Origin of the sequence: Komagataeibacter sp. SM21 (genome assembly GCF_041402665.1) — a bacterium.
GTDB classification, from domain to species: Bacteria; Pseudomonadota; Alphaproteobacteria; order Acetobacterales; family Acetobacteraceae; genus Komagataeibacter; species Komagataeibacter saccharivorans.
In genome coordinates this window covers 150,743-175,746 of record NZ_JBGLOV010000002.1, presented here as the reverse complement: position 1 = coordinate 175,746, position 25,004 = coordinate 150,743, and the positions used below count along the sequence as shown (strand labels likewise).

Below are 25,004 nucleotides of genomic sequence, written 5' to 3'. Positions count from 1 at the left end.
GCGTGATGGACAAGGGCGGGGACACCGCCCATCCGCTGTTCGCGCAGCGTATGGACCGTCTGGGCGTGCCGGCAACCATCGCCATGGCGCAGCGCGCGCGTACCCTGCGCGCACAGGGGGAGAAAGTGCTCTCCCTCGCCTTGGGAGAACCGGATTTCGCGACCCCTGCCGCCGTGATCGAGGCTGCCCACCGTGCGGCGCTCGACGGGCAGACAAAATATCCGCCCGTGGATGGCACGCCCGCGCTCAAGGCAGCGATTGCCCGCAAATTCGCGCGCGAAAACGCGCTGGAATACGCACCTGCCGAAATTATGGTGTCCAACGGCGGCAAGCAGGTCATTTTCAATGCCTTCATGGCGACCGTGCAGCCGGGGGACGAAGTGGTCATTCCCCGGCCGTACTGGGTCAGCTATCCGCTGATCGTGCAGATATTCGGGGGTACGCCGGTCTATGCCGACTGCCACGAAGCCGATGGTTTCCGGCTGACGGCAGCGGCCCTTGAGGCCGCGATCACTCCGCGCACAAAATGGCTTGTCCTCAACTTCCCCAACAATCCAACCGGTGGCACGATGGGGCGGGCGGATCTTGAAGCCATAGCCGAGGTGCTGCGGCGGCATCTGCATGTCCATGTGCTGTCGGATGAAATATATGAACACCTGATCTATGACGGTCAGCGCCATGTCTCGCTTGCCGCCGTTGCCCCCGACCTGAAGGATCGTATCCTGACACTTAACGGCGTGTCGAAGGCCTATGCCATGACAGGCTGGCGCGTGGGTTACGTGGGCGGTCCAGTCCCCCTTATCCGCGCCATGACGGCCATTCAGGGCAGTGCGACATCAGGGATCTGTTCCATAAGCCAAGCCGCCGCCGCCGCCGCCCTTGACGGGCCGCCGGATATTATCGCGCAGATGTGCGCGGTATATGACCGTCGGCGCAAGCTGGTTGTGTCCACCCTGCGGAACATACCGGGGCTGACCTGTGCCATGCCGCACGGGGCGTTTTATGCCTATCCGGGTATTGCGGCCTGCATGGGGCGCACGACTGCTGGGGGGCAGTTGCTGAAAACGGATGAGGATTTTGCCATCGCCCTGCTGAACGAGCAGCATGTGGCTCTGGTGCATGGCAGCGCCTTCGGGCAGGGGCCTTATCTGCGCCTGTCCTATGCCACCAGTGATGATATCCTCAGGGAAGCCTGCGCACGGATTGCGCGGCTGGTTGACGGACTGACCGGATAAGCGGGCAAGCCTAGTCCGGGTCGGGCGTGGGGGGGCAGAGCAGGAAGACCCCCTCCGTCACGATGGCGGGCAGGAGAGGTGTGCCCAGCGGCAGGCCGGACAGGATGATGGCCCCGACAGAGGCAAGGCAGGCCCCCATGTAGCCGGTGCGGCCACCCAGCCGTTCAGCAATGACAAACAGGAAAACTGCCACCAGTTCCAGCACGGCCGCCGCGACCAGCCGCCATGGATGCATCTGTGTCTGCATGCCCATGTCGGACAGCAGGCGCAGCAATGCGGGGGACTGTCCCACCGGGTTGCCCAGTCCGAACATGAAGGAAAAGGGCAGGATCAGTACGCCCAGTATGTCACGCAGCAGGTTCACCAGCCCGCTGACCAGCGGTAGCAGTATTTCTATTGCCAGACTGGCGCTGGTGCAGGCCGCGACAATGACAAGGCCGACCTGCCGCTGGCGTGCCGCCGCGTTCTGTCGCGGTTGATTACTGTCCATATGCGCTGGGTACCGGCTGTGTCGAAAGGCGGGGTGTTAGCGCAGCCACCATTTGACGGGTTCCGGCTCGTCCTGTTCGGTTTCCTGCGTCATGGCGGGGGCTGGAGCCGGGGTGGGCGCCGGGCGTGCCTCTGCGGTGCGCTGCCGGCTTTTCTGGCGGCTCAGTTCTTCACGCAACTGGGCGATTTCTTCGCGTGCCGTGTACAGTTCGGCGCGCAGGGCCAGCATTTCCGCATCACGGGTCGCCAGCTTTTCCTTGTGTTCGGCGGCGATGACATCGGCATGGCCGATGCGGGTGGTCAGGGAACGGATCTGGGCCTGCGCTTCCGACAGGCGCAGTTCCGCCTGTTCGCGCAGCTTAAGCTCAAACTGGACCTTGTGGCGCAGATGGTCGGTTTCGCTCCGGTCTTCCTGCTGGGCGTGCATGACACGCGGCGTGGCGCGGCCCGTTACCAGCGACTGGTGTTCGACCCGGACTTCGCCATCCTGCACGAACTTGCGGCGGCGCTGCGTGGGATCGGCCTGGCGCGGGGGACGCTGCTTGGCCTGGGCGGGTTTGTTGCCGCCGCCCGCATTGCGGGGCGCGGGCTTGCCTTTGCCCAGTCGCTCAAGCGCCTGCCGGAATGCAGATTCGTTTACTTCTTCTCGGTGGGAATTCTGGTCTTCTTCCTTCGGGAAGGAAAGAAAATCGTTATAAGATGACACAGCGGAACTCTCGATAACTCAATGCACCATGAAGAATGTGACTGAAATCGCATTTTAGGAAACTATTCCTAATGCCGATATTCCAATGGTGCCCGTTTTTTGGTAATTCTGTTTATATAATTCATTTTCATAAGGGAACGCAAGGGTATAAATAAGATTACAATAATCGGATGCTCCAGTTGTTGTTACATAATATTTTTTTAAATAAACTATCTGTGCGTATCCTGTCGCATCCGGGAACGATAAATAGATTTGCCCGTTGTGGTTGAAAATATTTTCACTCCCTTTGTAATGACGGAAGTGGCACGCTCTGTATTGGCAGGCATGGTCATGACCGGCACTTGCATTAGACCTGTCCCGTGGTCCAGATAAGGGCCGATGATTTTCCCCGATAATATCCGGCAGATACGGAATGTGTGACGTTAGTCAGAATATGGATACGGTTTCCCTCTCACGCAGGCTCAGGCAGGCAGGGCGTCCCTGTGTACTGATCGTCATGGGGGTGTCCGGCTGTGGCAAGAGCACGGTCGCCCACCTTATTGCCGAGCGTCTGGGCTGGCCGGTCATCGAAGGTGACGACCTGCACACGGAAAACAACATCGATCTCATGAGCCGTGGCATCCCGTTGACGGATGCGGACCGCGCGCCCTGGCTTGACCGGATCGCGGATCAGGTCAAGGTATGGGGCGCCCAGCGGCAGTGCGGTATCGTGACGTGTTCATCCCTGAAGCGGGAATACCGTGAGCGTATCGCCAACGGCAGTCAGGATGTGTGTTTTGTCTACCTCAAAGGTAGCAAGGAAGACATCGCGCCGCGCCTGCAGCAGCGCACCGGCCACTTCATGCCCGCAACCATGCTCGACAGTCAGTTCGAGACGCTGGAAGAGCCGGACATGCATGAGGAAGTGGTGATGGCGCTCGACGTTACCGCCCCGCAGGAACATCTGGCTGAACAGGCCTGCGCCCATCTGGCCCAACTGCCTGCCTAAAACGGATGTAGCCCGTCAGTCCGTTCCGGGTGGCGGGGAGGCGGGCGCCCATGTCAGGTCATCCATCCCGTTATTGTTCAGGTGACGGCCCAGTACGAACAGGTAGTCGGACAGCCTGTTCATGCATGCTGGAATATCCGCCCCGATATCTTCCCGTCGCGCAAGGGTGGTCAGCCGCCGTTCCGCACGGCGGACGACCGTGCGTGCAAGATGGGCATGGGCCGCCGCCGTGGTGCCACCGGGCAGGATGAAACTGCGTAAGGGAGGCACCTGCGCGCGCAGGACTGCGACTTCGTCTTCCATCGCCTGCAGGGCTGCGGCAGCGTGGGGCAGGGCGCGTGGCGGGTTGGCGGGAATACATATCGCGCCGCCCACATCAAACAGCAGTCCCTGCACCCATGCGATGAACCGCGCATTGCGTCCCGCGGGCAGGGTGGCGCGCAGCAGGCCGATTACGGCATTGGCTTCATCAAGTGCGCCAAGGGCTTCGATCCGGATCGAGTCCTTTGCAACCCGCTCCCCATTGCCTAGCGAGGTCTGGCCCGTATCGCCGCCGCGCGTCACGATCTGGTCAATGCGGATGCTCATGTCTTTGCCTGTATGAAGTCGGGAGTGAGGCTGGAGGATGCTCAGCGGCTCGGCTTGCTGGCGCCCAGCTTCATGGTATCGGCCAGATGGGTCTGGAGGGTGTCCGCCGTGCTGGATGCATAAGCTTTCAGGTCAGGGTCGGAAGCGGATTCCGCTTCGTTCTGGAACATGGCCAGCGCGTCGCTTGTGGCCTGTGCCTCGATATCCAGGAAGTCCCGTTCGAATTTGGCGCCGCTTTCGGTTTTGAGGGTATCGGCAATCTGCTGCTCGTCCGGACTCATTTCCTCATGCAGCGTAAGTCCGTGCTTGCGGGTCAGGGCGAGGAGGGCTTTCTGGTTGGCTGTGTGCATTTTCAGGGCATCTTCAGCCATTTCCTGAATTTTGCGCCGTTTGGCCTGCTTTGCGCCCAGCTTTGAAATGGTAATTTCAAAACCGTTCAGTGCGGAAACATTCTCGGAAAAGGTCGTATCGGATTCAGTCAGGGGTTCAGGCGTGGCTGCCGGTTCTGGCGCGGGGGCAGCCATGCCGGTAGCGGGAAGAAGGGTAACAGACGCACAGAGGAACCATACGGCGGATTTTTTCATATTGTCGGCTTCCTGACGTGTAACATTCGGTCTGTTTTACTGATCGCATCGGCAGTTTATCAGTTTCCTGAAGCCTTACAAAGGCGATCCCGATCTTGAATGAAGGGTGTGCGGGCGTTGGAATCGCTCATGAATTTGAGAACAAATGCAGGGATTACAATAATTATGGATTAAAATTCTCCATATAAAGTAAAAATATTATTCCTCAATGGTTTAGTGTGCTTATTTATAGTTATTGTTTTTATTTTCTTTGTGTATAGTTAATAACAAACATAAAATTATACATATTTTCGTAATTTTGTAAGTATTGTTTAATTCTGTAGTTATATCAGAACCTGACGGACCCGCCCATGCCAGCCGTATGGATGAAACGTCATGCGCGCGCATGCATGGGCGGGTTCCGTCCGGCTGACCTATACGATGGGGCGGTGCTGGGGCTAGTGTGTGGCCGCCCGCGTTCCGTGCGGCTTGTCATCATGTTTTGCGGATGCCCCGAATGCCTACTGTTGTCCGGTTTCTTTTGTGTTTTGCGGCGCTGGCTGCATTTTCTGGTGTTATGGGGGGCGCGCTGACCACTCATCTGCCCGATCATTTCTTTGCCGAGGGCGGACGTGACATGGCGCGTCAGGCAATCCAGATGCAGATGTGGCACGCCCTTGCCATTATCGGTATTTCCGTTCTCATGATCCAGCAGGGCTGCCGGGTGCTGATTTCGCTATCGGGCAGCCTTATGGCGGCGGGTACGCTGCTGTTCAGTGTGGGGGTGTCGCTTACGGCTTTCTGGGGCATCCATCCCGGTCCGATCGCGCCTACGGGCGGGACAATGCTGATGCTGGCGTGGCTGCTGCTGGCTGTGGGAGTGCTGCGGTCGTGACGCAGGTGGAAGCGACATTGCCGCCATGGCCGGTTCGTAGCGCCTATCTGGCGCCGCCGGATTTTGAATCGGTGCTGGAGCAGGAGCTCCAGCGCAAGGGGGCTGGCGATCTGTGCTGGCATGGGCGTCTGGCGCTGTCCGCCGTGCCGCCGGTGAACAGTCTGTGGGCACTGGAGACGTGGCGTGAGCCGGAAATGCACGATGTCCCCTCCATCAAGGGGGCGGCGCGCATCATGCGGGCGATCCAGCGCAACTGGGCAGGATACGTGCCCATGCTGCATCGTCGCAGCGCCCTGATAACGGATGCCCTGCCGCCGCTACGCCCCAAACCCTTTACGTTTCCCGCTGCCGCGCCGACAGCCCATCTGGGGGCATGGACGCTGCTTTGCGCTGATCGGCTGCTGCTGTCGCGGACAAAAACCTCGCCTTTCGTGAATGGTGAGGTTCCGTTCGTTGAAAACCGCACCGATCCGCCGTCGCGGGCCTATCTCAAGCTATGGGAAGCCCTGCTGCGGCTTGGTCGCTGGCCGGTGGCGGGGGAGACCTGTCTTGATCTCGGGGCCTGTCCGGGCGGATGGACATGGGTTGCCGCAGGTTCCGGGGCGCAGGTTACGGCCATCGACCGCTCACCGCTGGCGGATAATGTCGCCAGCCTGCCCAATGTAACCTGCCGGTATGAAAGTGCGTTCGGCCTTGACCCGGAAAGCTGCGCGCCGGTGGACTGGCTGTTTTCGGATATCATTGCCTATCCCGCGCGGCTGCTGGCGCTGGCGCGGCGGTGGATCGCATCGGGACGCGCCGGCCGGATCGTCATGACCATCAAATTTCAGGGCGAGACTGATCATGAAACGGCGGAAGCCTTCGCCGCCATTCCGGGTGGTCATGTGCTGCATCTGTGGCACAACAAACATGAGCTGACCTTTTTCTGGCAGCGCGACCCATCATGATTGCGGGCGCAGGCGGCTGAACAGCCGCTCGGCCACCTCCACCACCGCAATGGCCAGCAGGCAGCAGACCAGCGCCGCCGCCATCACGATCATCTGTTCCTGTGTGGTGGCGTCATTGGCGCCCGCCAGCCGGTAGACGGCCAGCCACATGCCCGTCCCGGCGATGTGGTCGACCAGGCCCGCCACGGTTGCGCTGAACCGCAGGCTGAGCAGGAACAGGGCGGTCAGCGCAAGAACGGCCAGTGTCTTGTATAGCGTGCGGGCGACGGAGGGCGTGGGACCTGCGTGTGTGGACATGGTCTCCCCTTGCGGTAATGGACAGGGCGGAATGTCAGGTGTTCAGGATGCCGCGCGCGGTACGGACCACATCGGCCAGCGTGCCCGGCTGGAACGGCGACTGAAGCCCGGCAGAACGCACCAGCCGGGTAAAAGGTTGCGCGCCACCCTGCGCGCACAGGTCGACATAGGCCGCCATCGCGCCCTGTGGGTCGGTGCGGCTGCGTATCCAGAACTGCATCGCGCAGCACAGCGCCAGAGCGTAGTCGATATAATAGAAGGGTGAGCGGTAGATATGGCCCTGCGCCTGCCACCGACCACCGGCTGTGGGGTGGGGCAGGCCGCCATAATTGCGCCACGGCAGGTAGCGCCGTTCAAGTGTGCGCCAGACTTCATGCCGCTCGGCCGGGGTCATGGTGGGGCGGGCGTAGACCTCATGCTGGAAGTGATCGACACAGACACCATAAGGCAGGAATGACAGCGAGGAGATCAGGTGCATCTGCCTGTAACGCTCGCCCTGACCCGGTTCCACCATCAGGTCGATATGCGGCCATGTCAGGAATTCCAGCGCCATGGAATTGATCTCGGCGGCATCCATGGTCGGCCACAGCAGGTCCACGGCGGGCAGGCTGCGACTTTTCCAGTTCTGGTAGGCATGCCCCATTTCGTGGGTGAACACGTTTATGTCGTGCTGCGTGCCGTTGAAGTTGGCGAAAATGAATGGCATCCCCACGGTGGGGAAGGATGTGCAGAACCCGCCGCCCGCCTTGCCCGGCCGGTTGACCAGATCAAGATAGCCGCCCTCGCGCATCTGCCGGAAAAAAGGACCAAGATCGCCATCCATGCACTCGAACAGGGTCTGGGCACGGTTCAGCAGCAGGTCATGCCCACCCGCCGGGCGCGGATTGCCGTGCGGGTCGATCAGGGGCTCGTCCCATGAATACAGGACTTCCCACCCCATCGTCTCGCACCGCCTGCGCAGGATGTCATGCACCAGCGGCACCACATGGGTCAGCACATCATTGCGAAAACGCGCGACATCCGCCGGACCGTAATCCACCCGGCGCATGCGGCGGTAGGCCAGTGGGATATAGGAATCATAGCCCAGCGTTTCGGCCATGCCATGACGCAGCCGGACCATCTGGTCGAACAGGTCGTCCAGTTGTGGGGCGTTGCGTTCAAAGAATGTCCAGCGTACCTGCTCCGCTTCGCGCCGGACGGCCCGGTCGGTGCTTTCGGCATAAGGGGCAAGGCCGGACAGGTTGACCTGTTCGCCGCCAATCTCCAGCTTCGCACCCGCCAGCAGCGCGGTATAGGTGCCGCTTAGGCGGGCTTCTTCTTCCAGTGCGCCGGTAATGCGGGGATCGAAGGTGGTGATGTCCGTGCGCCACAGTTCCAGCGTGTGCGGCGTAATCTCCTGCGCTACCGCAACGGGATCGGGATATTCCAGCAGCCTGCGTTTGAGTGCCACCTCATGCGCCGTTACGTAGGGGGTCAGGGCATCGGCATGGTCACGTTCGGCTTTGGCTGTCGGGCTGGTCGTATCCTGCGCGAAGCGCAGATCCACAAGTGCTGACCAGCTTTCGTAATCGCGGCGGATCGTATCGAACAGATGCGCCGCATCCGCTACCGCCCCCTGATCCAGCAGGGTGGAGACCTGACCAAACCGCAGGGCAAGGGCGTCGCGCGTGGGACGGGGGAAATCCAGACTGTCAAAATGGCGGAGCATGCGGGCAGGGTGCCATGGAAGGCGGCTGCTCGTCCATGCCCCTGTCCGCTATCTGTTATCTGTGGGAAGACCGGAGCTGTGTCGCGCAGAACCATACGCACAGCGCGCCGAATGCAGCCAGACCGGCAAGGTTGACCAGCAGCGCGGATGTGCCCGGCGGCAGTAGCGACAGCGGACTGTCCCGCCCGCTCAGCGCAGAAAGGCACGCCAGCGCCACTCCCATCAGGCTTTCCCCCACGATCAGCCCCGATGCGATCATGGTGCCCCGGTGGCTGGATGCGCCCGCGTTCAGGCGTGTGACGATGTGTCCCAGGATCGCCCCGACGGCCAGCGTCATGGAAATGTTCATGGGCAGATAAATGCCGATGCCCACCGCCAGCGGCGGCAGCGCACCACGGCCCGCGCGGCGCAGGGCTGCGTCAATGCCGATCAGCACGCCACCGGCTCCCGCCCCGATCAGCAGCATGGTCCAGTCAAGCTGATGAAGGAAAATGCCGGATGTAATCATCAGGATCAGTGCGGGTTGCGGGGCGGCCAGCGCCTGTGACGCGTCCATCCCCGCATGTGGCATCGCGCCAACGAAACCGTATGTCTGGTACAGCACATTCAGCACGGGCGGAATGACAATGGCCCCGCTTATGCAGCCGATCAGCAGGGCGGCTTCCTGCTTCCATGGCGTCGCGCCGACCAGCCTTCCGGTCTTGAGATCCTGAAGGTTGTCATTGGCGATGGCGGCGGATGCGGTAACGGCAGTCAGGGCGTAAAGGCAGAAGGCGATGGCGAAATGCTGCCCGTCCACCCCGGCGAACAGTCCCGTGGCGCGCAGCAGCACGAACAGGCTGGACATTCCGATCGCAGCCAGAATGACCACCCCGGAAATGGGGGAGGAGGATGACCCCACCAACCCGGCCATGTATCCACAGGCGGCCGCCACGAACAGCCCCAGCCCGGCGCACCATGCAACACCCGCCACCGTGGCGGCCAGTGCGGGCAGCGGGCCGACACGCCCGGTGGAGAAGGCGAGGAACATGCCGCCGATCAGGACCAGCACGATCCCGGCCACGGCACGTATGGCGCGTGGGGACAGGTCGGTTTCGGTACGCGGCACATGGGTACCTGTGGCACGACGCACCAGCAGCGCGCGCGCGCTCAGCATAAGCGGGCGGCCCATGCGCAGCACGGTCCATATGGCTGCAACGCCGATCAGCCCCGCCCCGATGAAGCGGGCCTTGTCCTTCCATATCTGGGCAGCGAAACTGCCCGCATCCATCCCGGCGGGATGGGGCAGGAGATGGGACATGACCGGAATGGATACTTCCCACGTCAGCAATGCGCCCAGCAGCATCGCCATCCCGCCTTCCAGCCCGACCAGATAGCCCGCCCCCAGCAGGGCGGGCGAAAACCCGACCGACAGCCGGAATGCGGTCATCCCCCATGTGGCCGTAGCCGTGATCCCATCGCCCAGCAGGCGCAGGCCGGTGGATGTGAACGTCAGCACCGCCGCCAGAATCCCACCCTGTACCAGGGCACGTACGCTGCCACGGTTTTCATGGCTGGCGCCCGCACGCAGGATTTCGGCTGCGGCAACGCCTTCAGGGAAGGGCAGGGCCGGGTCGTCCAGCATGACCCGGCGCAACGGTATGGTGAACAGCACGCCGGTCATACCCCCCGCCGCCGTCAGCACCGCCGTCTGGATGAAGGGAAAATGCTGCCATACGCCCGCCATGACCAGCGCGGGCAGGCTTGCGAACACGCATGCCAGCGTACCCGCGGCGGAGGCCTGTGTCTGGACCAGATTGTTTTCAAGGATCGTGCCACCGCCCAGTATCCGCAGCACCGCCATGGAAATGACGGCGGCGGGGATGGACGTGGCGACCGTCAGGCCGATGCGCAGGCCAAGATAGATGTTCGACGCGGTGAAAACGACCGTAATGAGCGCACCGATCACGATGCCGCGCCATGTCAGTTCCCGCACGGGTGATGGGTAATCGGCCAAGGGGCAGCCTTACATCTTGCGGAAGGTGGGCATGACCAGATGGGCGCGGTTGAAGTCAAGCTGCGCCTTGGTCAACTGGAAGCCGATCTCGATATGATACTGGTCGCTGTGGATATGCCGCGATACGGGCAGGGTGATGGGAATGTTCCGGGTATGGGTCAGGTCCTGCATGCGCCCGTCTTCAAAGGAGACGTAGGCCACGAATTCCTTCTTGCTCTTGATCTCCCCATTGAACACGACCGCGACGAAATACGGGATGTTGACGAATTCCGCCTTCGATGCCGGGCCGCGTTCCACATGCAGGCCGATCTTCATGTTCGTCATCACGCTGCGCTGGGCGCCTGCCTCGCACGATCCCACCACGCGCGTCAGGCTGGCCCGCGCCACAAGGTGCGTCACGTCATGGTCGTTGCCCGCATACTGATAATAGTCGGCGGCCTCGCTGGGGACTTCCACAACGGGGCAGGCTGGCGCGAAATCAATCGAATCGCTGGCGTTCGAGCACGCGCCAACCAGCGCAAGCATGGGCACCGTACAGAATGTCAGGGCCATGCGGCGCAGGCGTGATAGCGGATGGGCAGGAATCATGCGGCTATTCCGGGTTGGTCAGGTGTGAACAGAATCCCGCCCCGTCGGGTATGATACAGGCACGACATGCACGCGACAGGGTAACGGGGGGAGGACAGACACGGCAGAATACGTTAGGGTCAACGGGAAAATGGCTTGCGTCATTGCCACGGTTTGCGTAGGGCCGGACCATCGCACGGGATACCGGCGCCGGACTCTAGCAGATCGCGGTCCGTATCCTATACCGCTCGCCGGACGTTTGGGGAACACCATGCCCGACCAGATGATTCATACACCCGATACAACAGCCCCCGCCGAGACACTGCCCCGTGTCCTGAAAGTACTGCTCGCAGGCCCGCGCGGCTTCTGTGCGGGTGTCGATCGCGCCATCCGCGTGGTGGAAGAGGCGATCCGCCGCTATGGCGCGCCCGTTTATGTCCGCCATGAGATCGTGCATAACCGCACCGTGGTCGAGGCGCTTGAGGCGCAGGGCGCGATCTTCGTCGAGGAACTCGATGAAGTGCCCGCCGATGGTCAGGTCGTCTTTTCCGCCCATGGCGTGCCCAAGACCGTGCCCGCCGAGGCCGAACGCCGCAACCTGCTGTATCTGGATGCAACCTGCCCGCTGGTGTCCAAGGTCCACCGGGAGGCCGAACGCCACTTCGCCGATGGTGGTCCCGAAAGCCGCCATATCCTGATGATCGGCCATGCCGGCCATCCGGAGGTCGTCGGCACGATGGGCCAGCTTCCCGCGGGTGCCGTCACGCTGATCAATGATGCGGAAGAAGCGCGCACGGTCCAGCCCGCCGATCCCTCGCGGCTGGCTTTCATTACCCAGACCACGCTGTCGGTCGATGACACGGCGGAAATCGTTGACATCCTGCGCGACCGCTTCCCCCTGATCGAAGGCCCGCGGCGCGAGGACATCTGCTACGCCACGACCAACCGGCAGGAAGCCGTCAAGGCGATCGCGCCGGGCTGTGATCTGGTGATCGTGATCGGCTCGCCCAACTCGTCCAATTCGCAGCGCCTGCGTGAAGTGGCCGAACGCAGCGGTGCGCCGCGTGCCCTGCTGGTGCCGCGCCTGAATGCGCTGGACTGGTCGGCGCTGGATGGTGTCGGCACGCTGGGGATTACGGCCGGTGCTTCCGCGCCGGAATCGCTGGTGCAGGAAATGGTCGCGGCCCTTGCCAAGCGTTTCACGCTTGAGATCGAGGAAATCACCGTGAAGGAAGAAAACGTGGCCTTCCGTCTGCCGGCGCCGCTGGGCTGATCCGTATCACCGCATGGCTGTCTATACCGAAGTGCCCGAAGAAGCGCTTGCCGCGTTTCTGGAGGGCTATGACATCGGCAGGCCCGTTTCCTGCCACGGCATTGCCGAAGGGGTGGAAAACAGCAATTTCCTGCTGAAGACCACACAGGCGACCTTTATCCTGACGCTGTACGAGCGTCGGGTGAACCCTGATGAACTGCCGTGGTTTCTGGGGCTTATGCAGTATCTGGCCCAGCATGGCCTGTCGTGCCCGCTTCCCGTGGCGGACCGGCAGGGCCGGACCCTGCGCACCCTGTCGGGCAAGCCTGCCGCCATTACCACCTTCCTGCCCGGTGGGTGGTCGCGGCAGGTCGATACGGACATGTGCGCCCAGGTGGGGGGCGCCATGGCGCGGCTGCACCTGCTGGGGGAGGGGTTCGTGGCCGAACGCCCCAATTCCATGGGGCCGCAGTCATGGACCGGCCTGCTGGAAGCGTGCCGGGCGCGGGGCGATGAAGTGCGCCCCGGACTGGTGGCGGAAATCGAAACGGTGCTGGCGCGCGTGCTGCCCGCGTGGCCGGGCGTGGGGAATAACCCCAGCCTGCCGCGTGGACAGATCCATGCTGACCTGTTTCCCGATAACGTTTTTTTTCGTGACGGAAAGCTGTCGGGCCTGATCGATTTCTATTTCGCCTGCACCGACTGGTATGCCTACGATCTGGCCATTGCCATCAATGCGTGGTGTTTCGATGCAGACCGGCGGTTCATGACGGACCATGCGAAAGCAATGGTGGAAGGCTACCGCCATGTCCGCCCGCTGGAAGCAGCGGAGGAGGCCGCATTGAGTACGCTGGCCACGGGGGCTGCCATCCGCTTCACCCTGACGCGGCTGTATGACTGGATCAACACGCCGTCCGATGCGCTGGTTACGCGCAAGGACCCGCTGGATTATCTGGTGCGCATGGAATTCTGTGCCGCCCGCATGGGTGAAAGGTTCCTGCCATGAGTGACGACATCGTAACCGGGGGCGCGGTTGAGGTGGAAAATCCGTCTACCGGGACCGACCTGGTCGAGATATGGACCGATGGCGGCTGCAAGCCCAATCCCGGCCCCGGCGGCTGGGGCGCGCTGCTGTGTTTTCGCGGGCAGGAGCGCGAGCTTTCGGGCGGTGAGGCGGAAACCACCAATAACCGCATGGAACTGACCGCTGCGGCTGAAGCACTGGAAGCACTCAGGCGTCCCTGCCGCGTCGTGCTGCATACCGACAGCGAATATGTCCGCAACGGCATCATGCGCTGGAGCACGGGCTGGGTCCGCCGCAACTGGCGCAATGCTTCGGGCGATCCGGTGGCCAACATGGATCTGTGGCGCAGGCTGCTGGATATCAGCGCGAAGCATCAGGTCGAATGGAAATGGGTGCGCGGCCATTCCGGCGATGAAAATAACGAGCGTGTGGACCGTCTGGCCACCGCCGCGCGTGACGCGCTGGGCATTCCCTATCCCAAACGCGGGAAGTGATGTCTGCGCCGCCCGCCATCCGCCTTGAAGGCGTGGGGCTGGATTTTGGCAGCGCGCCCCTTTTCCGCAATCTGGACCTGCGTATCGGTGCGGGTGGCATTACCGTGCTGCTCGGGGCCAGCGGGGTAGGCAAAACTTCGCTGCTGCGCATGCTGGGCGGTCTGGAAAAGCCGGGTTATGGCCACGTCGTGGCAGATGATGGCCTGCCGCTGGCTGGCCGCGTTGCATGGATGGGCCAGCAGGACCTGCTGCTGCCATGGGCCAGTATTGCCGATAATGTCATGCTCGGCGCACGACTGCGCGGGGATGCGCCTGATCGCGCCCGTATGGCCCATCTGCTCGAAAGCGTGGGGCTTTCGGCACATGCGGGCGCACTGCCTGCCACCCTGTCCGGTGGCATGCGGCAACGTGCTGCGCTGGCGCGTGTCCTATATGAAGATCGTCCCGTGGTGCTGATGGACGAGCCGTTTTCAGCACTCGACAGCATCACGCGGGCGCGGATGCAGGATCTGGCCGCCCATATGCTGGCCCGGCGCACGGTCGTGCTGATTACCCACGATCCGCTGGAAGCGTGCAGGCTTGCCGATACCATGCTGCTGATGAGCGGTTATCCCGCCACGATAGAAGAAATGACAGTGCCCGCCGGGACGGTGCCACGCGCCGTGGACGACCCCGCCGTTCTGTCCGCGCAGTCGCGGCTGCTGCGGCGGATGCTGCAATGACGGCCACCATGCTGTCGCATGCCGGACGGGTCATCCGTCCGCTTGTTACGTTGGCGGGGCTTGTCGCCGTGTGGTGGGGACTGGCGCGCTGGGGGCATATACCGCCCTATATGTTGCCCGGCCCCGATGCGGTGGTCCATGCGCTGTGGACCCAGCGCGGGCAGCTTGGCCCCGCCGCACTGACCACGCTGGAAGAAACCCTGCTGGGTCTGCTGCTGGGGATAGGGGCAGGTAGCGCACTGGCGATCGGCATGGCGCTATGGGCGCCGCTGCGGCGATGGGTCATGCCGATGGTTCTGCTCAGTCAGGCGGTGCCTGTTTTTGCGCTCGCACCGCTGCTGGTGCTGTGGTTCGGATTCGGCATGGCGTCGAAAGTGGTGATGGCGGTTCTGGTCATCTTCTTTCCCGTAACCTCCACACTGGGCGATGGCCTGCGCCAGACCGAACCGGGGTGGATGGACCTTGCGCGCACCATGGGGGCCACGCGCCTGCGGGTGCTGCTGCATATACGCCTGCCTGCGGCCCTGCCGTCCTTTGCATCGGGTGTGCGCATGGCGACGGCCATCGCGCCGATCGGGGCGGTCGTGGGGGAATGGGTGGGGGCGTCCTCCGGGCTGGGGTTCCTCATGCAGACGGCCAATACCCGTTTCCAGACAGACCTCATGTTCGCGGCCCTTGGCGTGCTGGCGGTCATGACGGTGCTGCTGTGGTGGCTGGTGGACAGGGTGCTGGCCCATGCACTGTACTGGCAGCACCCGCATGTCGATGTTGACTGAAATGTTGTAACACGTCACCACCAACGAACCGTGCAACCCATGCAGGACAGGATGCCCATGACCCGCCCCATCATTCTTGATCTGACACCCGGCGCGCAGGCTATGGCGGCCCTGCTGGCTGCCGTGCAGGTTCCCGATCATGTGCGGGTGGTGCAGGTGCTGTTCAGCGGGGAAGCCGCAGGAGTGGAAGCCGCGATGACGCAGGCACGCGACCTGCTGGACCGGCACGGTCTTGCGGATGTCGGTGTTCATGCTGGCTGTCCGGGACCGCTGGTGCATGCGGGCGGGGCGGTAAAGTCGGTGCCGCAGGGCGAGCCGGGTCTGGCCGCGCAGTATCTGGTGCGGGCCATCCGTGCCTGTCCGCCAGATGGCGTGACGGTATGCTGCACCGGCCCGTTGACCACGCTGGCGCTGGCGATGGTGCAGGCACCTGATATTGGCGCGCATCTGCATGGGGTGATCGCAAGCGGCGGGGTCTTGTATTCGCCAGGGGATGCGACACCAGTTGCCGAACGCAACATCGCCGCCGATCCGGAAGCCGCGGCCACCGTCATGGCGGCAGGTGTGCCCCTGACCCTGATCCCGCTGGACTGCACCAGCCGACTGAACGCGGATGCGGTATGGATGGAACAGCTTGCCCCGATGGGGGCCGCGCCCGCTTCGGTCGCGGGCCATGTGCATGCGTTGCTGGCCGCCGCCCGCATGGGTCGTGGCGGCGGCAACGGGGTCGATATTTCGCTGCGTGCGACGGCCCCCCTGCTTGCGCTGCTGGCGCCGGGCCTGTTTGGCGGCCATCTGGCGCATGTGGATGTGGAATGTCGGGGCACGTTCACGCGCGGCATGACGGTGGCGCGTCGTATCGGACCGCCGGACGTGCAGCCCAACGCCCTTGTCCTTGAGCGCATGTCCATTGATGCCGGGCGTGGCCTGCTGCGCGACCTGCTGCTCGCCGCGCGGAAATGACCGGATGTGATGGCGGCAGGTTTGCGTAAAAATACAACGATCTGATGCAAACTTGGCCAACAGGTGCTCATGACGGTTGCAGAACCGGCATGCGGTCCAGTATTGGTCCGGGCATTCCGGTGTGCCTGCGGGCGCGAATGTTGTGAACTGTGATGCGTGTGCGCCACGGAGGTCTTCTGTATGGATCGGTCTGCAACGTCCCCTTCAGCCCTGACGGGGGCGGTCAAGGGTAATGGGGATGCCGTATTCGCCACCATTGTCCGTTGCGCCGCGGTCCTGATCCTGCTGGGTCTGGGTGGTATGGTGGCGGTCATGGCGTGGGGCGCGCGGGCCGCGTTTGCCCGGTTTGGCCTGGGTTTCGTGCTGGACAAGGCATGGAATCCCGTAACCCAGCATTTCGGCGCGGCCGCCCCGATGTTCGGAACGCTGGTGACATCGCTGCTGGCCATAGCACTGGCCGTGCCGCTGGCTTTTGGCATTGCGGTATGGCTGACGGAAATCGCCTCTCCGCGTATTTCCGGGGTGATCGGTACGCTGATCCAGCTTCTGGCGGCGGTGCCATCCATTATTTTCGGCATGTGGGGCTTCGCGGTGCTGGTGCCGTTCATGGCCCATTATGTCGAACCGTTTGCCAATCATACGCTGGGGCATGTGCCGGGAATTGGACAACTTTTCCATGGTGCGCCTTACGGGACCGGTTTTCTTACCGGCGGCATGATCCTTGCGGTCATGATTACCCCGTTCATTTCCGCCGTGATGCGGGATGTCTTCCTGTCCATGCCCGCCGTGCTGAAGGAAAGCGCATACGGACTGGGCATGACCCGATGGGAAGTCGTGCGGCGCATCATCCTGCCGTGGTCGCGCACATCCGTCGTGGGGGGCATCATGCTGGGTCTGGGGCGTGCACTGGGGGAGACGATGGCCATCACCTTCGTCATCGGCAACGCCAATCATATCGGCTGGTCGCTGTTTTCCCCCGGCAATACGATCGCATCCCTGATCGCGCTTGAATTTCCTGAAAGCGCGGTGGGCAGTCTTAAATTTTCATCCCTGATGGCTGTGGGTTTCCTTCTCATGCTGATTTCCCTTGCGACGCTGGTCTGTTCGCGGCTGCTGCTGCGCACGCGGGCGGCAGGCTGAACCATGGCGGGTCAGGAGAGCGTGGCGGCGACCACCGTGCTTATGGATACGGATTGCTGTTCATCGGGGCGCTGGCAGGGCAATACCCTGTCGGACATGCGCAGGCGCATGGTGGACCGGATTGCGACGGGCCTGTGCTGGGCGGCGACCGCGCTGGTGCTGCTCATGCTGTTTTCCATCCTGTTCGTGCTGATACGCAACGGGATCGGTGGCCTGCGCTGGGTGACTTTCGTGCATGTGACCCTGCCGCCGGGGCAGGCGGGTGGTCTTGCCAACGCCATCGTCGGCAGCCTGATCCAGACGGGGCTTGCGGTGCTGATCGGTGCCCCGGTGGGGCTGCTGGTCGGGATATACCTTGCCGAGTTCACATCCACGGATGGGCGACTGATCAACCTTGTCCGTTTCGTATCCGACCTGCTGCTTTCCGCCCCGTCCATTCTGGTGGGACTGTTCATTTACATGGTCGTGGTGGTGCCGACTGGCCACTTCTCGGGTCTGGCCGGGGCGCTGGCCCTGTCCATTCTGGTGGTGCCGGTCGTGGTGCGCACGACCGAGGACATGCTGCGCCTTGTGCCCCTTTCGATGCGGGAGGCTGCGATCGCACTGGGCGCGCCCCGCTGGCGGGTCATCCTTTTCGTATGCCTGCGCGCCGCGCGCGACGGCGTGGCCACCGGCATCCTGCTTGCGCTGGCCCGTGTATCGGGTGAGACGGCGCCGCTTCTGTTCACCTCGCTGGGGAACATGAACTGGTCGGTATCCCCCGCAGCCCCCATGGCCAGCCTGCCCGTGACCATTTACCAGTATGCCGGCGCGGCCTATGCAGACTGGACCGCCCTTGCATGGACGGGTGCGCTGCTGATCACGGCGGGTATTCTCATGATCAACATAACCGTGCGGCTGGGGCTGGGACGTAACAGGAAGTGAATATGACAGTCGTGGAAAAGAACCCGGCGCCAGCAGCGATTTCCGTGCGCAATCTGGATTTCTATTACGGCGCGAATCATGCGCTGAAGAATATTTCCATCGATTTCCCGCAGGGGCAGGTGACGGGCATGATCGGGCCTTCGGGATGTGGCAAGTCCACCCTGCTGCGCGTGCTGAACCGGATGTACGATCTCTACCCCGGCCAGCGGGCGACGGGGGAAGTCATTTTCGATGGCTGCAACATCCTTGGCCCCAGGGTAAACCTGAACGTGCTGCGTTCACGCGTTGGCATGGTGTTCCAGAAGCCCACGCCGTTTCCCATGTCGATTTACGACAACATCGCCTTTGGCGTCCGGCTGCATGAACGCCTTGACCGCGCGGCCATGGATGGCCGGGTGGAAGACGTGCTGCGCCGTGTCGCCCTGTGGCCGGAGGTGCGCGACAGGCTGCATGATTCGGCTGCCGCGCTGTCCGGTGGCCAGCAGCAGCGCCTGTGTATAGCGCGCACCATCGCTACCCGACCCGAAGTGGTGCTGCTGGATGAACCCACCAGTGCGCTTGATCCGGTCTCGACCGCGCGGATCGAGGAACTGCTCGATGAACTGAAGGCCGATTTCACCATCGCCATCGTCACCCACAATTTGCAGCAGGCCGCGCGCTGTGCCGATCAGGTGGCCTTTTTCTATATGGGCGAAGTGGTGGAAGTGGATGGTGCTGACCGCATGTTCACCGCGCCGCGCGAAAAGCGGACGCAGGACTATATTACCGGGCGATTCGGATAACGGGCAGGCATAGCTGCTCCTTACATTTTGTAGCAAGTTTGCCCACATTGAACGCATCGGCTGTTGTAGCGTTGTGATTGTAGACCTTGCATGGCCACTCCGTGGCAGGCAGGGTAGAGAACAAGTTATAACAGGAGTAGACTTGGTTCCCATGATGAAGAAAATGATTCTGACCGCCACCCTGATCGGTGGTCTGGCGGGCCTGTCCGGGCAGGCTCTTGCCGCACACCACGCACCCCCGCACGGGGGCTGCATGCCCGGTGGTCCGGGTGGGTTTGGCGGCATGGGCATGCCGTTCCTTGCAAATGTGCAGCTGACTTCCGCGCAGCATAAGAAGCTTCAGGCGATCCTGAAGGACGAGCATCCTGACTTCCATGCGGACATGGAACAGGAACACCAGCTCCATAAGCAGATCCAGGAACTGCTGGCGACGCCGGGCAAGGTCGATCAGGCCCGTATCGAAGGCCTGCAGCAGCAGATCGCGACCCTGCACCAGCAGCATGAAGCCGCACATCTGCAGACCGCGATCCGTATCCACGATATCCTGACGGCGGACCAGCTTAACCAGATCCGTGAGACCGAGGAGAAGGTTGACAGTCTGCACGAGCAGCTGCGCGCCTTGACCGCGCCGCCGCCGCCGGAAGATGACAAGAAGTAAGTAACCACCCCTCCGCCGCCCCGCGCGGTCAGGGTCGATACGGCTGTCCGGTACGTCCGGGCAGCCGTTTTTCATGGGAAAAGCGCACAATGCTTGACAGGGCAGGGTGCGCGGGATAAATCCGCCCGACAATCAGGCACGTCACTTCGCGAGGGTTCGCGCAGTGGCGCGTCCTCTTTTGGGGAAAAACGTTGTTCGAGACGCTCTCAGGCAAGCTTTCCGGTGTGTTCGATGGTCTCGCCAAGCGCGGGGCCCTGTCGGAAGCGGATGTTACGGAAGCCATGCGCGAAGTGCGTCTGGCCATGCTGGACGCCGACGTGGCGCTGCCTGTCGTCAAGGATTTCGTCAACAAGGTCCGTGAACGCGCCGTAGGGCACGAGGTGCTGGACAGCATCTCTCCCGGTCAGGCTGTCGCCAAGATCGTCAATGACGCGCTGATCGACGCGCTGGGTGGCGCGGGCGCGGTTCCGCTCAACCTGAACGCCGTCCCGCCCGTGCCGATCCTGATGGTCGGTTTGCAGGGATCGGGCAAGACCACCACATCGGGCAAGATCGCCCGCCGTCTGGCGCAGCGTGAGCGCAAGAAGGTCCTGCTGGCCAGCCTTGACACGCAGCGCCCCGCCGCCCAGTTGCAGCTCGCCCAGCTTGCCGAGCGCGCGGGTGTCGCCTCGCTGCCCATCATCGCGGGCCAGACCCCGGTCGAGATCGCGCAGCGCGCGATGGAAGTCGGACGGCGCGAGGGGTATGACATCGTCATCCTCGATACCGCCGGTCGTCTGTCCATCGACGAAGCCCTGATGGACGAGGTCCGCGCCATCCGCGCCGAAACCAGCCCGGCGGAAACGCTGCTGGTGGTCGATGCGATGACCGGGCAGGACGCGGTCAATACCGCCAAGGCGTTTAACGAGGCCGTTGGCGTTACCGGTGTCGTCATGACCCGTATGGATGGCGATGCCCGTGGTGGCGCGGCCCTGTCCATGCGTGCAATTACCGGCGCGCCAATCAAGCTGACCGGTTCGGGCGAAAAGCTTGACGCGCTGGAAGAATTCCACCCCGAGCGTGTTGCAGGCCGTATCCTTGGGCTGGGCGATATCGCCGGGCTGGTGGAAAAAGCTGCCGATACCCTGGATCATGAGGAGAGCGAAAAGCTCGCCCTCAAGATGATGCAGGGCAAGTTCGATCTGGACGATTACGCGGCCCAGATCCGCCAGATCAACAAGATGGGGTCCATTTCCGGTATCCTCGGCATGCTGCCGGGCATGGGCAAGCTGAAGGATGCGCTGGGGGACAAGGAGCTTGATACCTCCGTCCTGACCCGTCATCAGGCCATCATTTCATCCATGACCCGGGCGGAGCGGCGTCAGCCCTCCATCATCAAGGCGTCGCGCAAGAAGCGCATCGCCGCCGGGTCCGGTACGACCGTGCAGGAGATCAACCGTCTGCTCAAACAGTATGACGCGATGGCCTCCATGATGAAGCGGTTCAGCAAGTTGGGAGTGAAGGGACTGATGCGTCAGGGTCTGTCCGCACTCATGCCAAAGGGGGGGCGTCCCCCCGGCGGCGGCGGGCGTCCGCCTTTCGGCTGACCCTGAACGTCGTTCCCGTTTTTCTTTTGTCTTTTTACTGTCTGGAGAAGTCTTAATGAGCCTCAAGATCCGTCTCGCCCGCGCCGGTGCGAAGAAGCGTCCGTACTACCACATCGTCGTGGCTGACAGCCGTTCCCCGCGTGATGGCCGCTTCATCGAGCGCGTTGGTTCCTACAACCCGATGCTGCCGTCCGACCATGCCGAGCGCGTGCGTCTGGTTGCCGAGCGCATCACCCACTGGCTGTCCAACGGCGCGCAGCCGACCGACCGTGTCGCCCGCTTCCTGGGCAATGCCGGTCTGGCGCCGAAGCCGACCTGGAACGAGCAGCCCAAGAAGTCCGCGCCCAAGAAGCGTGCGCAGGAACGTGCCGCCGCTGCTGCCGCTGCGGCAGCCTAAGTCGCGGTAACGGTAGACAGGCAGGAAAGGCAGGGCAGTCATCCCATGAACCGCGATCATGTCCTGATGGGTGTGGTGGGTCGTCCGCATGGCGTGCGGGGGCTTGTGCACGTGCACAGCTATACCGCCGTGGCGGAAGACCTGTCCGGCTATGACGGGCTGGTTGATGATCTGGGTCGCCCGTGGCGGCTGTCGTGGCATGGCAACGGCATCGCCCGGCTGCATGACGCGGCAGGCAACGCCATTGATAGCCGCGAAGCCGCGCAGCAGATGGTCAACCGCAAGCTGTACGTGCCGCGCACCAGCCTGCCCGAACCCGAGGAGGACGAATTCTATTTCGCCGATCTGGTCGGGCTGGACGTGCGTGAGCAGGGAACGGAGCGGGTGATCGGCCGCGTGGCCGCCGTGCATGATTACGGTGCGGGCACCAGTCTCGAAATCGATGGGGCAGGGGGCAATCTCCTGCTGCCGTTCACCCGGGCCTGCGTGCCGGTGGTGAATGTGCGGGCGGGACATATCGTCGTCTGCCAGCCTGATGAGATCGAGGTTCCGGTCGAATGTTTTCCGGGCACCGATACGCACGGAGACGCGACATGACGTGGCAGGCGACGGCGCTGACGCTGTTTCCCGACATGTTTCCCGGTACGCTGGGGCAGTCGCTGGCCGGGCGGGCGCTGGAACGTGGCATCTGGTCGCTGGATGCGCGCGACATGCGTGAATACGGGCTGGGACGGCATCGGGTAGTGGACGATACGCCATTCGGCGGCGGGGCTGGCATGGTCATGCGGCCCGATGTCGTGGCGGCGGCCATTGCCGGTATCGATCTGGCCGGGCGACCGCTGGTGTATCCCACGCCACGCGGACGACCGCTGAAACAGGCGGATATCCGTCGTTATGCGGCGGGTCCGGGTGTTGTGGTGCTGTGCGGTCGCTATGAAGGGGTGGATGAGCGCGTGCTCGAAGCCTCCGGCGCGGAACAGGTCTCGATCGGGGATTATATCCTGTCGGGCGGGGAAGTGGCGGCGACGGTGCTGCTGGATGCCTGCGTGCGGCTGCTGCCGGGCGTGATGGGATCGGGCGAAAGTGCGGTCGAGGAAAGCTTTGCCGACGGTCTGCTTGAATATCCGCTTTATACCAAGCCGGCACAATGGGACGGGCGCGACGTGCCCGAGGTCCTGCTGTCCGGTCATCATGCCGCGATCGCCCGGTGGCGCCGCGCGGCATCCGAGACGGTGACGCAGGCGCGTCGGCCGGATCTGTGGGCCGCCTATCAGGCGGGCGCAGGTCAAGACATTCCCCGGGTCGCAGGCATCCGTGCCGATGCGGACCGGCTGAACTGAACATGAAATCCTATCGAACGAGGACCGGATCATGAACATTATCCAGAAGTATGAGGCGGAAGAGATCGCCCGCCTGACAGCTATCCGCGCGGTGCCGGAATTCGCGCCGGGTGACACCGTGCGCGTTGGCGTCGAGGTTGTCGAAGGCACCCGCAAGCGCGTTCAGGCCTATGAGGGCGTTGTGATCGCACGCTCCAACAAGGGCCTGAACAGCAACTTCACCGTGCGCAAGATTTCCAACGGTGAAGGCGTGGAGCGTGTGTTCCCGCTGTATTCCCCCACCATCGCGGAAATCCACGTCGTGCGTCGTGGCGTCGTCCGTCGCGCGAAGCTGTATTACCTGCGCGGCCGTCGCGGCAAGTCCGCCCGTATTGCCGAGCGCAAGCGTGAGGTTGCAGCACCCGCCGCGACCGCCGCTGCCGAGTAATATGCCGACCCTTCGCCCGTTTCATGCCTTATGGCGGAAGCGGGCGAAGCTTTTTGCCTGAGAATTTGCGGCTGCCTGTTGCGTGCGTATCGCGTGCGTGATGGCGGCCTGTTTCCGTCCGGGAGAGGAAAATAAAATGGCCCCGCGTACATTGTTCGACAAGATATGGGACAGCCATGTGGTCGAAACGCTCCCGGACAGGACGGCCATTCTTTATATCGACCGTCATCTCCTGCACGAGGTCACAAGTCCGCAGGCATTCGAGGGATTGCGCCTGAGCGGCCGCAGGCTGCGTCACCCCGAGGCGACGATTGCGGTTGTGGATCATAATGTTCCCACATCTGACCGGACCCTGCCGATTGCCGAAGCCGACAGCCGCAACCAGATCGAAACGCTGGAGCGCAACGTAAAGGAATTCGGCGTACCGTATTTCCCGCTGCTGTCCGCGCGGCAGGGGATCGTGCATGTGGTCGGACCGGAGCAGGGCATTTCCCTGCCGGGCATGACCATCGTGTGCGGTGACAGCCATACATCCACCCATGGCGCGCTGGGGGCGCTGGCATTCGGTATCGGCACGTCCGAAGTCGAACATGTGATGGCGACCCAGACCATCCTGCAGAAGCCTGCGAAGAACATGAAGGTGGTGGTCGAGGGGCAGGTTGGCCCCGGTGTGACCGCCAAGGACATCATGCTCGCCATCATCGGGCATATTGGCACTGCGGGCGGTACGGGGCATGTGATCGAATTCGCGGGTTCCGCCATCCGCGACCTCGACATGGCGGGCCGCATGACGGTGTGCAACATGTCCATCGAGGCCGGTGCGCGCGCGGGTCTGGTGGCGCCCGACGAAACCACGTTTGAATATGTGCGTGGCCGTCCCTTCGCGCCGAAGGGTGAAGCGTTTGATGAGGCGGTCGCCTACTGGAAGACGTTGGCTGCCGACGAAGGCGCGCATTACGACCGCGTGGTCGAACTGCGGGCCGAGGACATCACGCCGGTCCTGACCTGGGGCACCAGCCCTGAAACGGTTATTTCAGTCACCGGCAACGTGCCCGACCCGGCGGCGGAAGCCGATCCGTCACGTCGCGCGCAGATGCAGCGCATGCTGGACTATATGGGGCTTGAGGCCGGCCAGAAGATCGCGGGCACGCCCGTCGATGTCGTGTTCATCGGGTCATGCACCAACAGCCGGATCGAGGACCTGCGTGCCGCGGCGGTAATCGCGTCGGGTCGCAAGGTGGCTGACGGCGTGCGTGCGATGATCGTGCCCGGTTCGGGCATCGTGAAGGCGCAGGCGGAAGAAGAAGGGCTGGATAAGATCTTCCTCGATGCCGGATTTGAATGGCGTGAGGCGGGATGTTCGATGTGCCTTGGCATGAACCCCGACCGGCTGACGCCGGGGCAGCGTTGCGCGGCCACATCCAATCGTAATTTTGAGGGCAGGCAGGGCCCCGGTGGACGGACGCATCTGCTCTCGCCCGCCATGGCCGCGGCGGCAGCCGTGACCGGGTGCCTGACCGATGTGCGGGAGCTGATCTGA

At 62.9% G+C, this 25,004-nt stretch carries 28 protein-coding genes; 20 read left to right on the top strand and 8 right to left on the bottom strand.

What is annotated here, in order from left to right; translation table 11 throughout:
* The first annotated feature begins 5 nt into the window (after positions 1-5).
* Complete coding sequence (locus ACBR42_RS02820; protein WP_371207226.1) at positions 6-1,235, top strand: pyridoxal phosphate-dependent aminotransferase; 1,230 nt, start codon at positions 6-8, stop codon at positions 1,233-1,235.
* A 10-nt stretch (positions 1,236-1,245) separates the two neighbouring features.
* Here ACBR42_RS02820 and ACBR42_RS02815 read toward each other — a convergent pair whose 3' ends face one another.
* Both ACBR42_RS02815 and ACBR42_RS02810 read right to left on the bottom strand, forming a co-directional pair.
* Positions 1,246-1,725 (bottom strand): hypothetical protein, encoded by a 480-nt coding sequence (locus tag ACBR42_RS02815; RefSeq protein ID WP_110546432.1) that lies wholly within the window; start codon positions 1,723-1,725, stop codon positions 1,246-1,248.
* 36 nt (positions 1,726-1,761) lie between these two features.
* The gene (locus tag ACBR42_RS02810) at positions 1,762-2,430 is read right to left on the bottom strand and encodes a hypothetical protein (protein ID WP_110546430.1); all 669 of its coding nucleotides are present in this window, start codon (positions 2,428-2,430) and stop codon (positions 1,762-1,764) included.
* A gap of 412 nt (positions 2,431-2,842) precedes the next feature.
* Here ACBR42_RS02810 and ACBR42_RS02805 point away from each other — a divergent pair, with 412 nt between their 5' ends.
* Complete coding sequence (locus ACBR42_RS02805) at positions 2,843-3,418, top strand: gluconokinase (RefSeq protein WP_371207225.1); 576 nt, start codon at positions 2,843-2,845, stop codon at positions 3,416-3,418.
* 15 nt (positions 3,419-3,433) lie between these two features.
* On the opposite strand, the gene ACBR42_RS02800 is transcribed toward ACBR42_RS02805, so the two are convergent.
* Together ACBR42_RS02800 and ACBR42_RS02795 are read right to left on the bottom strand one after the other, a co-directional pair.
* Positions 3,434-4,006, bottom strand: a complete 573-nt coding sequence (locus tag ACBR42_RS02800; RefSeq protein ID WP_371207224.1) for a cob(I)yrinic acid a,c-diamide adenosyltransferase — start codon at positions 4,004-4,006, stop codon at positions 3,434-3,436.
* A gap of 41 nt (positions 4,007-4,047) precedes the next feature.
* Positions 4,048-4,590, bottom strand: coding sequence for a DUF4142 domain-containing protein (locus tag ACBR42_RS02795; RefSeq protein WP_102323261.1), 543 nt, complete (start codon positions 4,588-4,590; stop codon positions 4,048-4,050).
* A 496-nt stretch (positions 4,591-5,086) separates the two neighbouring features.
* Here ACBR42_RS02795 and ACBR42_RS02790 point away from each other — a divergent pair, with 496 nt between their 5' ends.
* The gene (locus ACBR42_RS02790) at positions 5,087-5,464 is read left to right on the top strand and encodes a DUF423 domain-containing protein (protein WP_102323262.1); all 378 of its coding nucleotides are present in this window, start codon (positions 5,087-5,089) and stop codon (positions 5,462-5,464) included.
* Entirely contained in the window at positions 5,461-6,411 is a 951-nt protein-coding gene (locus tag ACBR42_RS02785; protein WP_102323263.1) for an SAM-dependent methyltransferase, read from the top strand. The genes ACBR42_RS02790 and ACBR42_RS02785 overlap by 4 nt, the downstream gene beginning before the upstream one ends.
* On the opposite strand, the gene ACBR42_RS02780 is transcribed toward ACBR42_RS02785, so the two are convergent.
* The 4 genes from ACBR42_RS02780 to ACBR42_RS02765 are packed head-to-tail and all read right to left on the bottom strand — an operon-like array spanning position 6,406 to position 11,000.
* Entirely contained in the window at positions 6,406-6,708 is a 303-nt protein-coding gene (locus tag ACBR42_RS02780) for a hypothetical protein (protein WP_102323264.1), read from the bottom strand. The genes ACBR42_RS02785 and ACBR42_RS02780 overlap by 6 nt on opposite strands.
* A gap of 34 nt (positions 6,709-6,742) precedes the next feature.
* Positions 6,743-8,416: a M3 family oligoendopeptidase gene (locus ACBR42_RS02775; RefSeq protein WP_282760776.1), complete on the bottom strand. Its 1,674-nt coding sequence runs from the start codon at positions 8,414-8,416 to the stop codon at positions 6,743-6,745.
* 55 nt (positions 8,417-8,471) lie between these two features.
* Positions 8,472-10,412: an OPT family oligopeptide transporter gene (locus ACBR42_RS02770; protein ID WP_132304651.1), complete on the bottom strand. Its 1,941-nt coding sequence runs from the start codon at positions 10,410-10,412 to the stop codon at positions 8,472-8,474.
* Between the two features lie 9 nt (positions 10,413-10,421).
* Positions 10,422-11,000: a hypothetical protein gene (locus ACBR42_RS02765; protein ID WP_102323267.1), complete on the bottom strand. Its 579-nt coding sequence runs from the start codon at positions 10,998-11,000 to the stop codon at positions 10,422-10,424.
* Positions 11,001-11,262: 262 nt separating this feature from the next.
* Between ACBR42_RS02765 and ispH the strand changes: the two genes are divergently transcribed.
* From ispH to leuC, 16 genes are all read left to right on the top strand, one after another.
* Positions 11,263-12,252 carry a 4-hydroxy-3-methylbut-2-enyl diphosphate reductase gene (ispH, locus tag ACBR42_RS02760; RefSeq protein WP_243705354.1) on the top strand — a complete coding sequence of 330 codons (990 nt, stop codon included), beginning with the start codon at positions 11,263-11,265 and terminating at the stop codon, positions 12,250-12,252.
* Between the two features lie 13 nt (positions 12,253-12,265).
* Positions 12,266-13,237 (top strand): homoserine kinase, encoded by a 972-nt coding sequence (locus ACBR42_RS02755; RefSeq protein WP_371207223.1) that lies wholly within the window; start codon positions 12,266-12,268, stop codon positions 13,235-13,237.
* Entirely contained in the window at positions 13,234-13,749 is a 516-nt protein-coding gene (gene rnhA / locus ACBR42_RS02750; RefSeq protein WP_174234106.1) for a ribonuclease HI, read from the top strand. Before ACBR42_RS02755 ends, rnhA begins: the two co-directional genes overlap by 4 nt.
* A complete protein-coding gene (locus tag ACBR42_RS02745) occupies positions 13,746-14,471 on the top strand; it encodes an ABC transporter ATP-binding protein (RefSeq protein WP_110546412.1) in 726 nt (241 codons plus the stop codon). Before rnhA ends, ACBR42_RS02745 begins: the two co-directional genes overlap by 4 nt.
* Positions 14,468-15,247, top strand: coding sequence for an ABC transporter permease (locus ACBR42_RS02740; protein ID WP_371207222.1), 780 nt, complete (start codon positions 14,468-14,470; stop codon positions 15,245-15,247). The genes ACBR42_RS02745 and ACBR42_RS02740 overlap by 4 nt, the downstream gene beginning before the upstream one ends.
* A gap of 57 nt (positions 15,248-15,304) precedes the next feature.
* The gene (locus ACBR42_RS02735; RefSeq protein ID WP_371207221.1) at positions 15,305-16,210 is read left to right on the top strand and encodes a nucleoside hydrolase; all 906 of its coding nucleotides are present in this window, start codon (positions 15,305-15,307) and stop codon (positions 16,208-16,210) included.
* 180 nt (positions 16,211-16,390) lie between these two features.
* Positions 16,391-17,350, top strand: a complete 960-nt coding sequence (pstC, locus tag ACBR42_RS02730) for a phosphate ABC transporter permease subunit PstC (RefSeq protein WP_102323273.1) — start codon at positions 16,391-16,393, stop codon at positions 17,348-17,350.
* Between the two features lie 42 nt (positions 17,351-17,392).
* Entirely contained in the window at positions 17,393-18,274 is an 882-nt protein-coding gene (gene pstA, locus ACBR42_RS02725; RefSeq protein ID WP_371207317.1) for a phosphate ABC transporter permease PstA, read from the top strand.
* A 2-nt stretch (positions 18,275-18,276) separates the two neighbouring features.
* Positions 18,277-19,056, top strand: a complete 780-nt coding sequence (gene pstB, locus ACBR42_RS02720; protein ID WP_102323275.1) for a phosphate ABC transporter ATP-binding protein PstB — start codon at positions 18,277-18,279, stop codon at positions 19,054-19,056.
* 151 nt (positions 19,057-19,207) lie between these two features.
* On the top strand, positions 19,208-19,714 hold the full coding sequence (locus tag ACBR42_RS02715) for a Spy/CpxP family protein refolding chaperone (RefSeq protein ID WP_102323276.1): 507 nt from the start codon (positions 19,208-19,210) through the stop codon (positions 19,712-19,714).
* Between the two features lie 191 nt (positions 19,715-19,905).
* Positions 19,906-21,300, top strand: coding sequence for a signal recognition particle protein (gene ffh / locus ACBR42_RS02710; RefSeq protein WP_102324153.1), 1,395 nt, complete (start codon positions 19,906-19,908; stop codon positions 21,298-21,300).
* A gap of 55 nt (positions 21,301-21,355) precedes the next feature.
* Positions 21,356-21,697: a 30S ribosomal protein S16 gene (rpsP, locus tag ACBR42_RS02705; protein ID WP_102323277.1), complete on the top strand. Its 342-nt coding sequence runs from the start codon at positions 21,356-21,358 to the stop codon at positions 21,695-21,697.
* Between the two features lie 45 nt (positions 21,698-21,742).
* Positions 21,743-22,294: a ribosome maturation factor RimM gene (gene rimM, locus ACBR42_RS02700; protein WP_371207220.1), complete on the top strand. Its 552-nt coding sequence runs from the start codon at positions 21,743-21,745 to the stop codon at positions 22,292-22,294.
* Positions 22,291-23,037 carry a tRNA (guanosine(37)-N1)-methyltransferase TrmD gene (trmD, locus tag ACBR42_RS02695; RefSeq protein WP_102323279.1) on the top strand — a complete coding sequence of 249 codons (747 nt, stop codon included), beginning with the start codon at positions 22,291-22,293 and terminating at the stop codon, positions 23,035-23,037. Before rimM ends, trmD begins: the two co-directional genes overlap by 4 nt.
* A 31-nt stretch (positions 23,038-23,068) precedes the next feature.
* Positions 23,069-23,464, top strand: a complete 396-nt coding sequence (gene rplS / locus ACBR42_RS02690; protein ID WP_102323280.1) for a 50S ribosomal protein L19 — start codon at positions 23,069-23,071, stop codon at positions 23,462-23,464.
* A gap of 136 nt (positions 23,465-23,600) precedes the next feature.
* Positions 23,601-25,004: a 3-isopropylmalate dehydratase large subunit gene (gene leuC, locus ACBR42_RS02685; protein ID WP_102323281.1), complete on the top strand. Its 1,404-nt coding sequence runs from the start codon at positions 23,601-23,603 to the stop codon at positions 25,002-25,004.

Coding starts and splice junctions, on each gene's coding strand:
- ispH (WP_243705354.1), top strand. CDS start 11,263: ATGATTCATACACCCGATACAACAGCCCCCGCCGAGACACTGCCCCGT.
- ACBR42_RS02820 (WP_371207226.1), top strand. CDS start 6: ATGGACAAGGGCGGGGACACCGCCCATCCGCTGTTCGCGCAGCGTATG.
- ACBR42_RS02755 (WP_371207223.1), top strand. CDS start 12,266: ATGGCTGTCTATACCGAAGTGCCCGAAGAAGCGCTTGCCGCGTTTCTG.
- rnhA (WP_174234106.1), top strand. CDS start 13,234: ATGAGTGACGACATCGTAACCGGGGGCGCGGTTGAGGTGGAAAATCCG.
- trmD (WP_102323279.1), top strand. CDS start 22,291: ATGACGTGGCAGGCGACGGCGCTGACGCTGTTTCCCGACATGTTTCCC.
- leuC (WP_102323281.1), top strand. CDS start 23,601: ATGGCCCCGCGTACATTGTTCGACAAGATATGGGACAGCCATGTGGTC.
- ACBR42_RS02740 (WP_371207222.1), top strand. CDS start 14,468: ATGACGGCCACCATGCTGTCGCATGCCGGACGGGTCATCCGTCCGCTT.
- rimM (WP_371207220.1), top strand. CDS start 21,743: ATGAACCGCGATCATGTCCTGATGGGTGTGGTGGGTCGTCCGCATGGC.
- ACBR42_RS02775 (WP_282760776.1), bottom strand. CDS start 8,416: ATGCTCCGCCATTTTGACAGTCTGGATTTCCCCCGTCCCACGCGCGAC.
- ACBR42_RS02790 (WP_102323262.1), top strand. CDS start 5,087: ATGCCTACTGTTGTCCGGTTTCTTTTGTGTTTTGCGGCGCTGGCTGCA.
- ACBR42_RS02765 (WP_102323267.1), bottom strand. CDS start 11,000: ATGATTCCTGCCCATCCGCTATCACGCCTGCGCCGCATGGCCCTGACA.
- rpsP (WP_102323277.1), top strand. CDS start 21,356: ATGAGCCTCAAGATCCGTCTCGCCCGCGCCGGTGCGAAGAAGCGTCCG.
- ACBR42_RS02795 (WP_102323261.1), bottom strand. CDS start 4,590: ATGAAAAAATCCGCCGTATGGTTCCTCTGTGCGTCTGTTACCCTTCTT.
- ACBR42_RS02815 (WP_110546432.1), bottom strand. CDS start 1,725: ATGGACAGTAATCAACCGCGACAGAACGCGGCGGCACGCCAGCGGCAG.
- ACBR42_RS02800 (WP_371207224.1), bottom strand. CDS start 4,006: ATGAGCATCCGCATTGACCAGATCGTGACGCGCGGCGGCGATACGGGC.
- rplS (WP_102323280.1), top strand. CDS start 23,069: ATGAACATTATCCAGAAGTATGAGGCGGAAGAGATCGCCCGCCTGACA.
- ACBR42_RS02715 (WP_102323276.1), top strand. CDS start 19,208: ATGATGAAGAAAATGATTCTGACCGCCACCCTGATCGGTGGTCTGGCG.
- pstB (WP_102323275.1), top strand. CDS start 18,277: ATGACAGTCGTGGAAAAGAACCCGGCGCCAGCAGCGATTTCCGTGCGC.
- pstC (WP_102323273.1), top strand. CDS start 16,391: ATGGATCGGTCTGCAACGTCCCCTTCAGCCCTGACGGGGGCGGTCAAG.
- ACBR42_RS02805 (WP_371207225.1), top strand. CDS start 2,843: ATGTGTGACGTTAGTCAGAATATGGATACGGTTTCCCTCTCACGCAGG.
- ACBR42_RS02780 (WP_102323264.1), bottom strand. CDS start 6,708: ATGTCCACACACGCAGGTCCCACGCCCTCCGTCGCCCGCACGCTATAC.
- ACBR42_RS02735 (WP_371207221.1), top strand. CDS start 15,305: ATGACCCGCCCCATCATTCTTGATCTGACACCCGGCGCGCAGGCTATG.
- pstA (WP_371207317.1), top strand. CDS start 17,393: ATGGATACGGATTGCTGTTCATCGGGGCGCTGGCAGGGCAATACCCTG.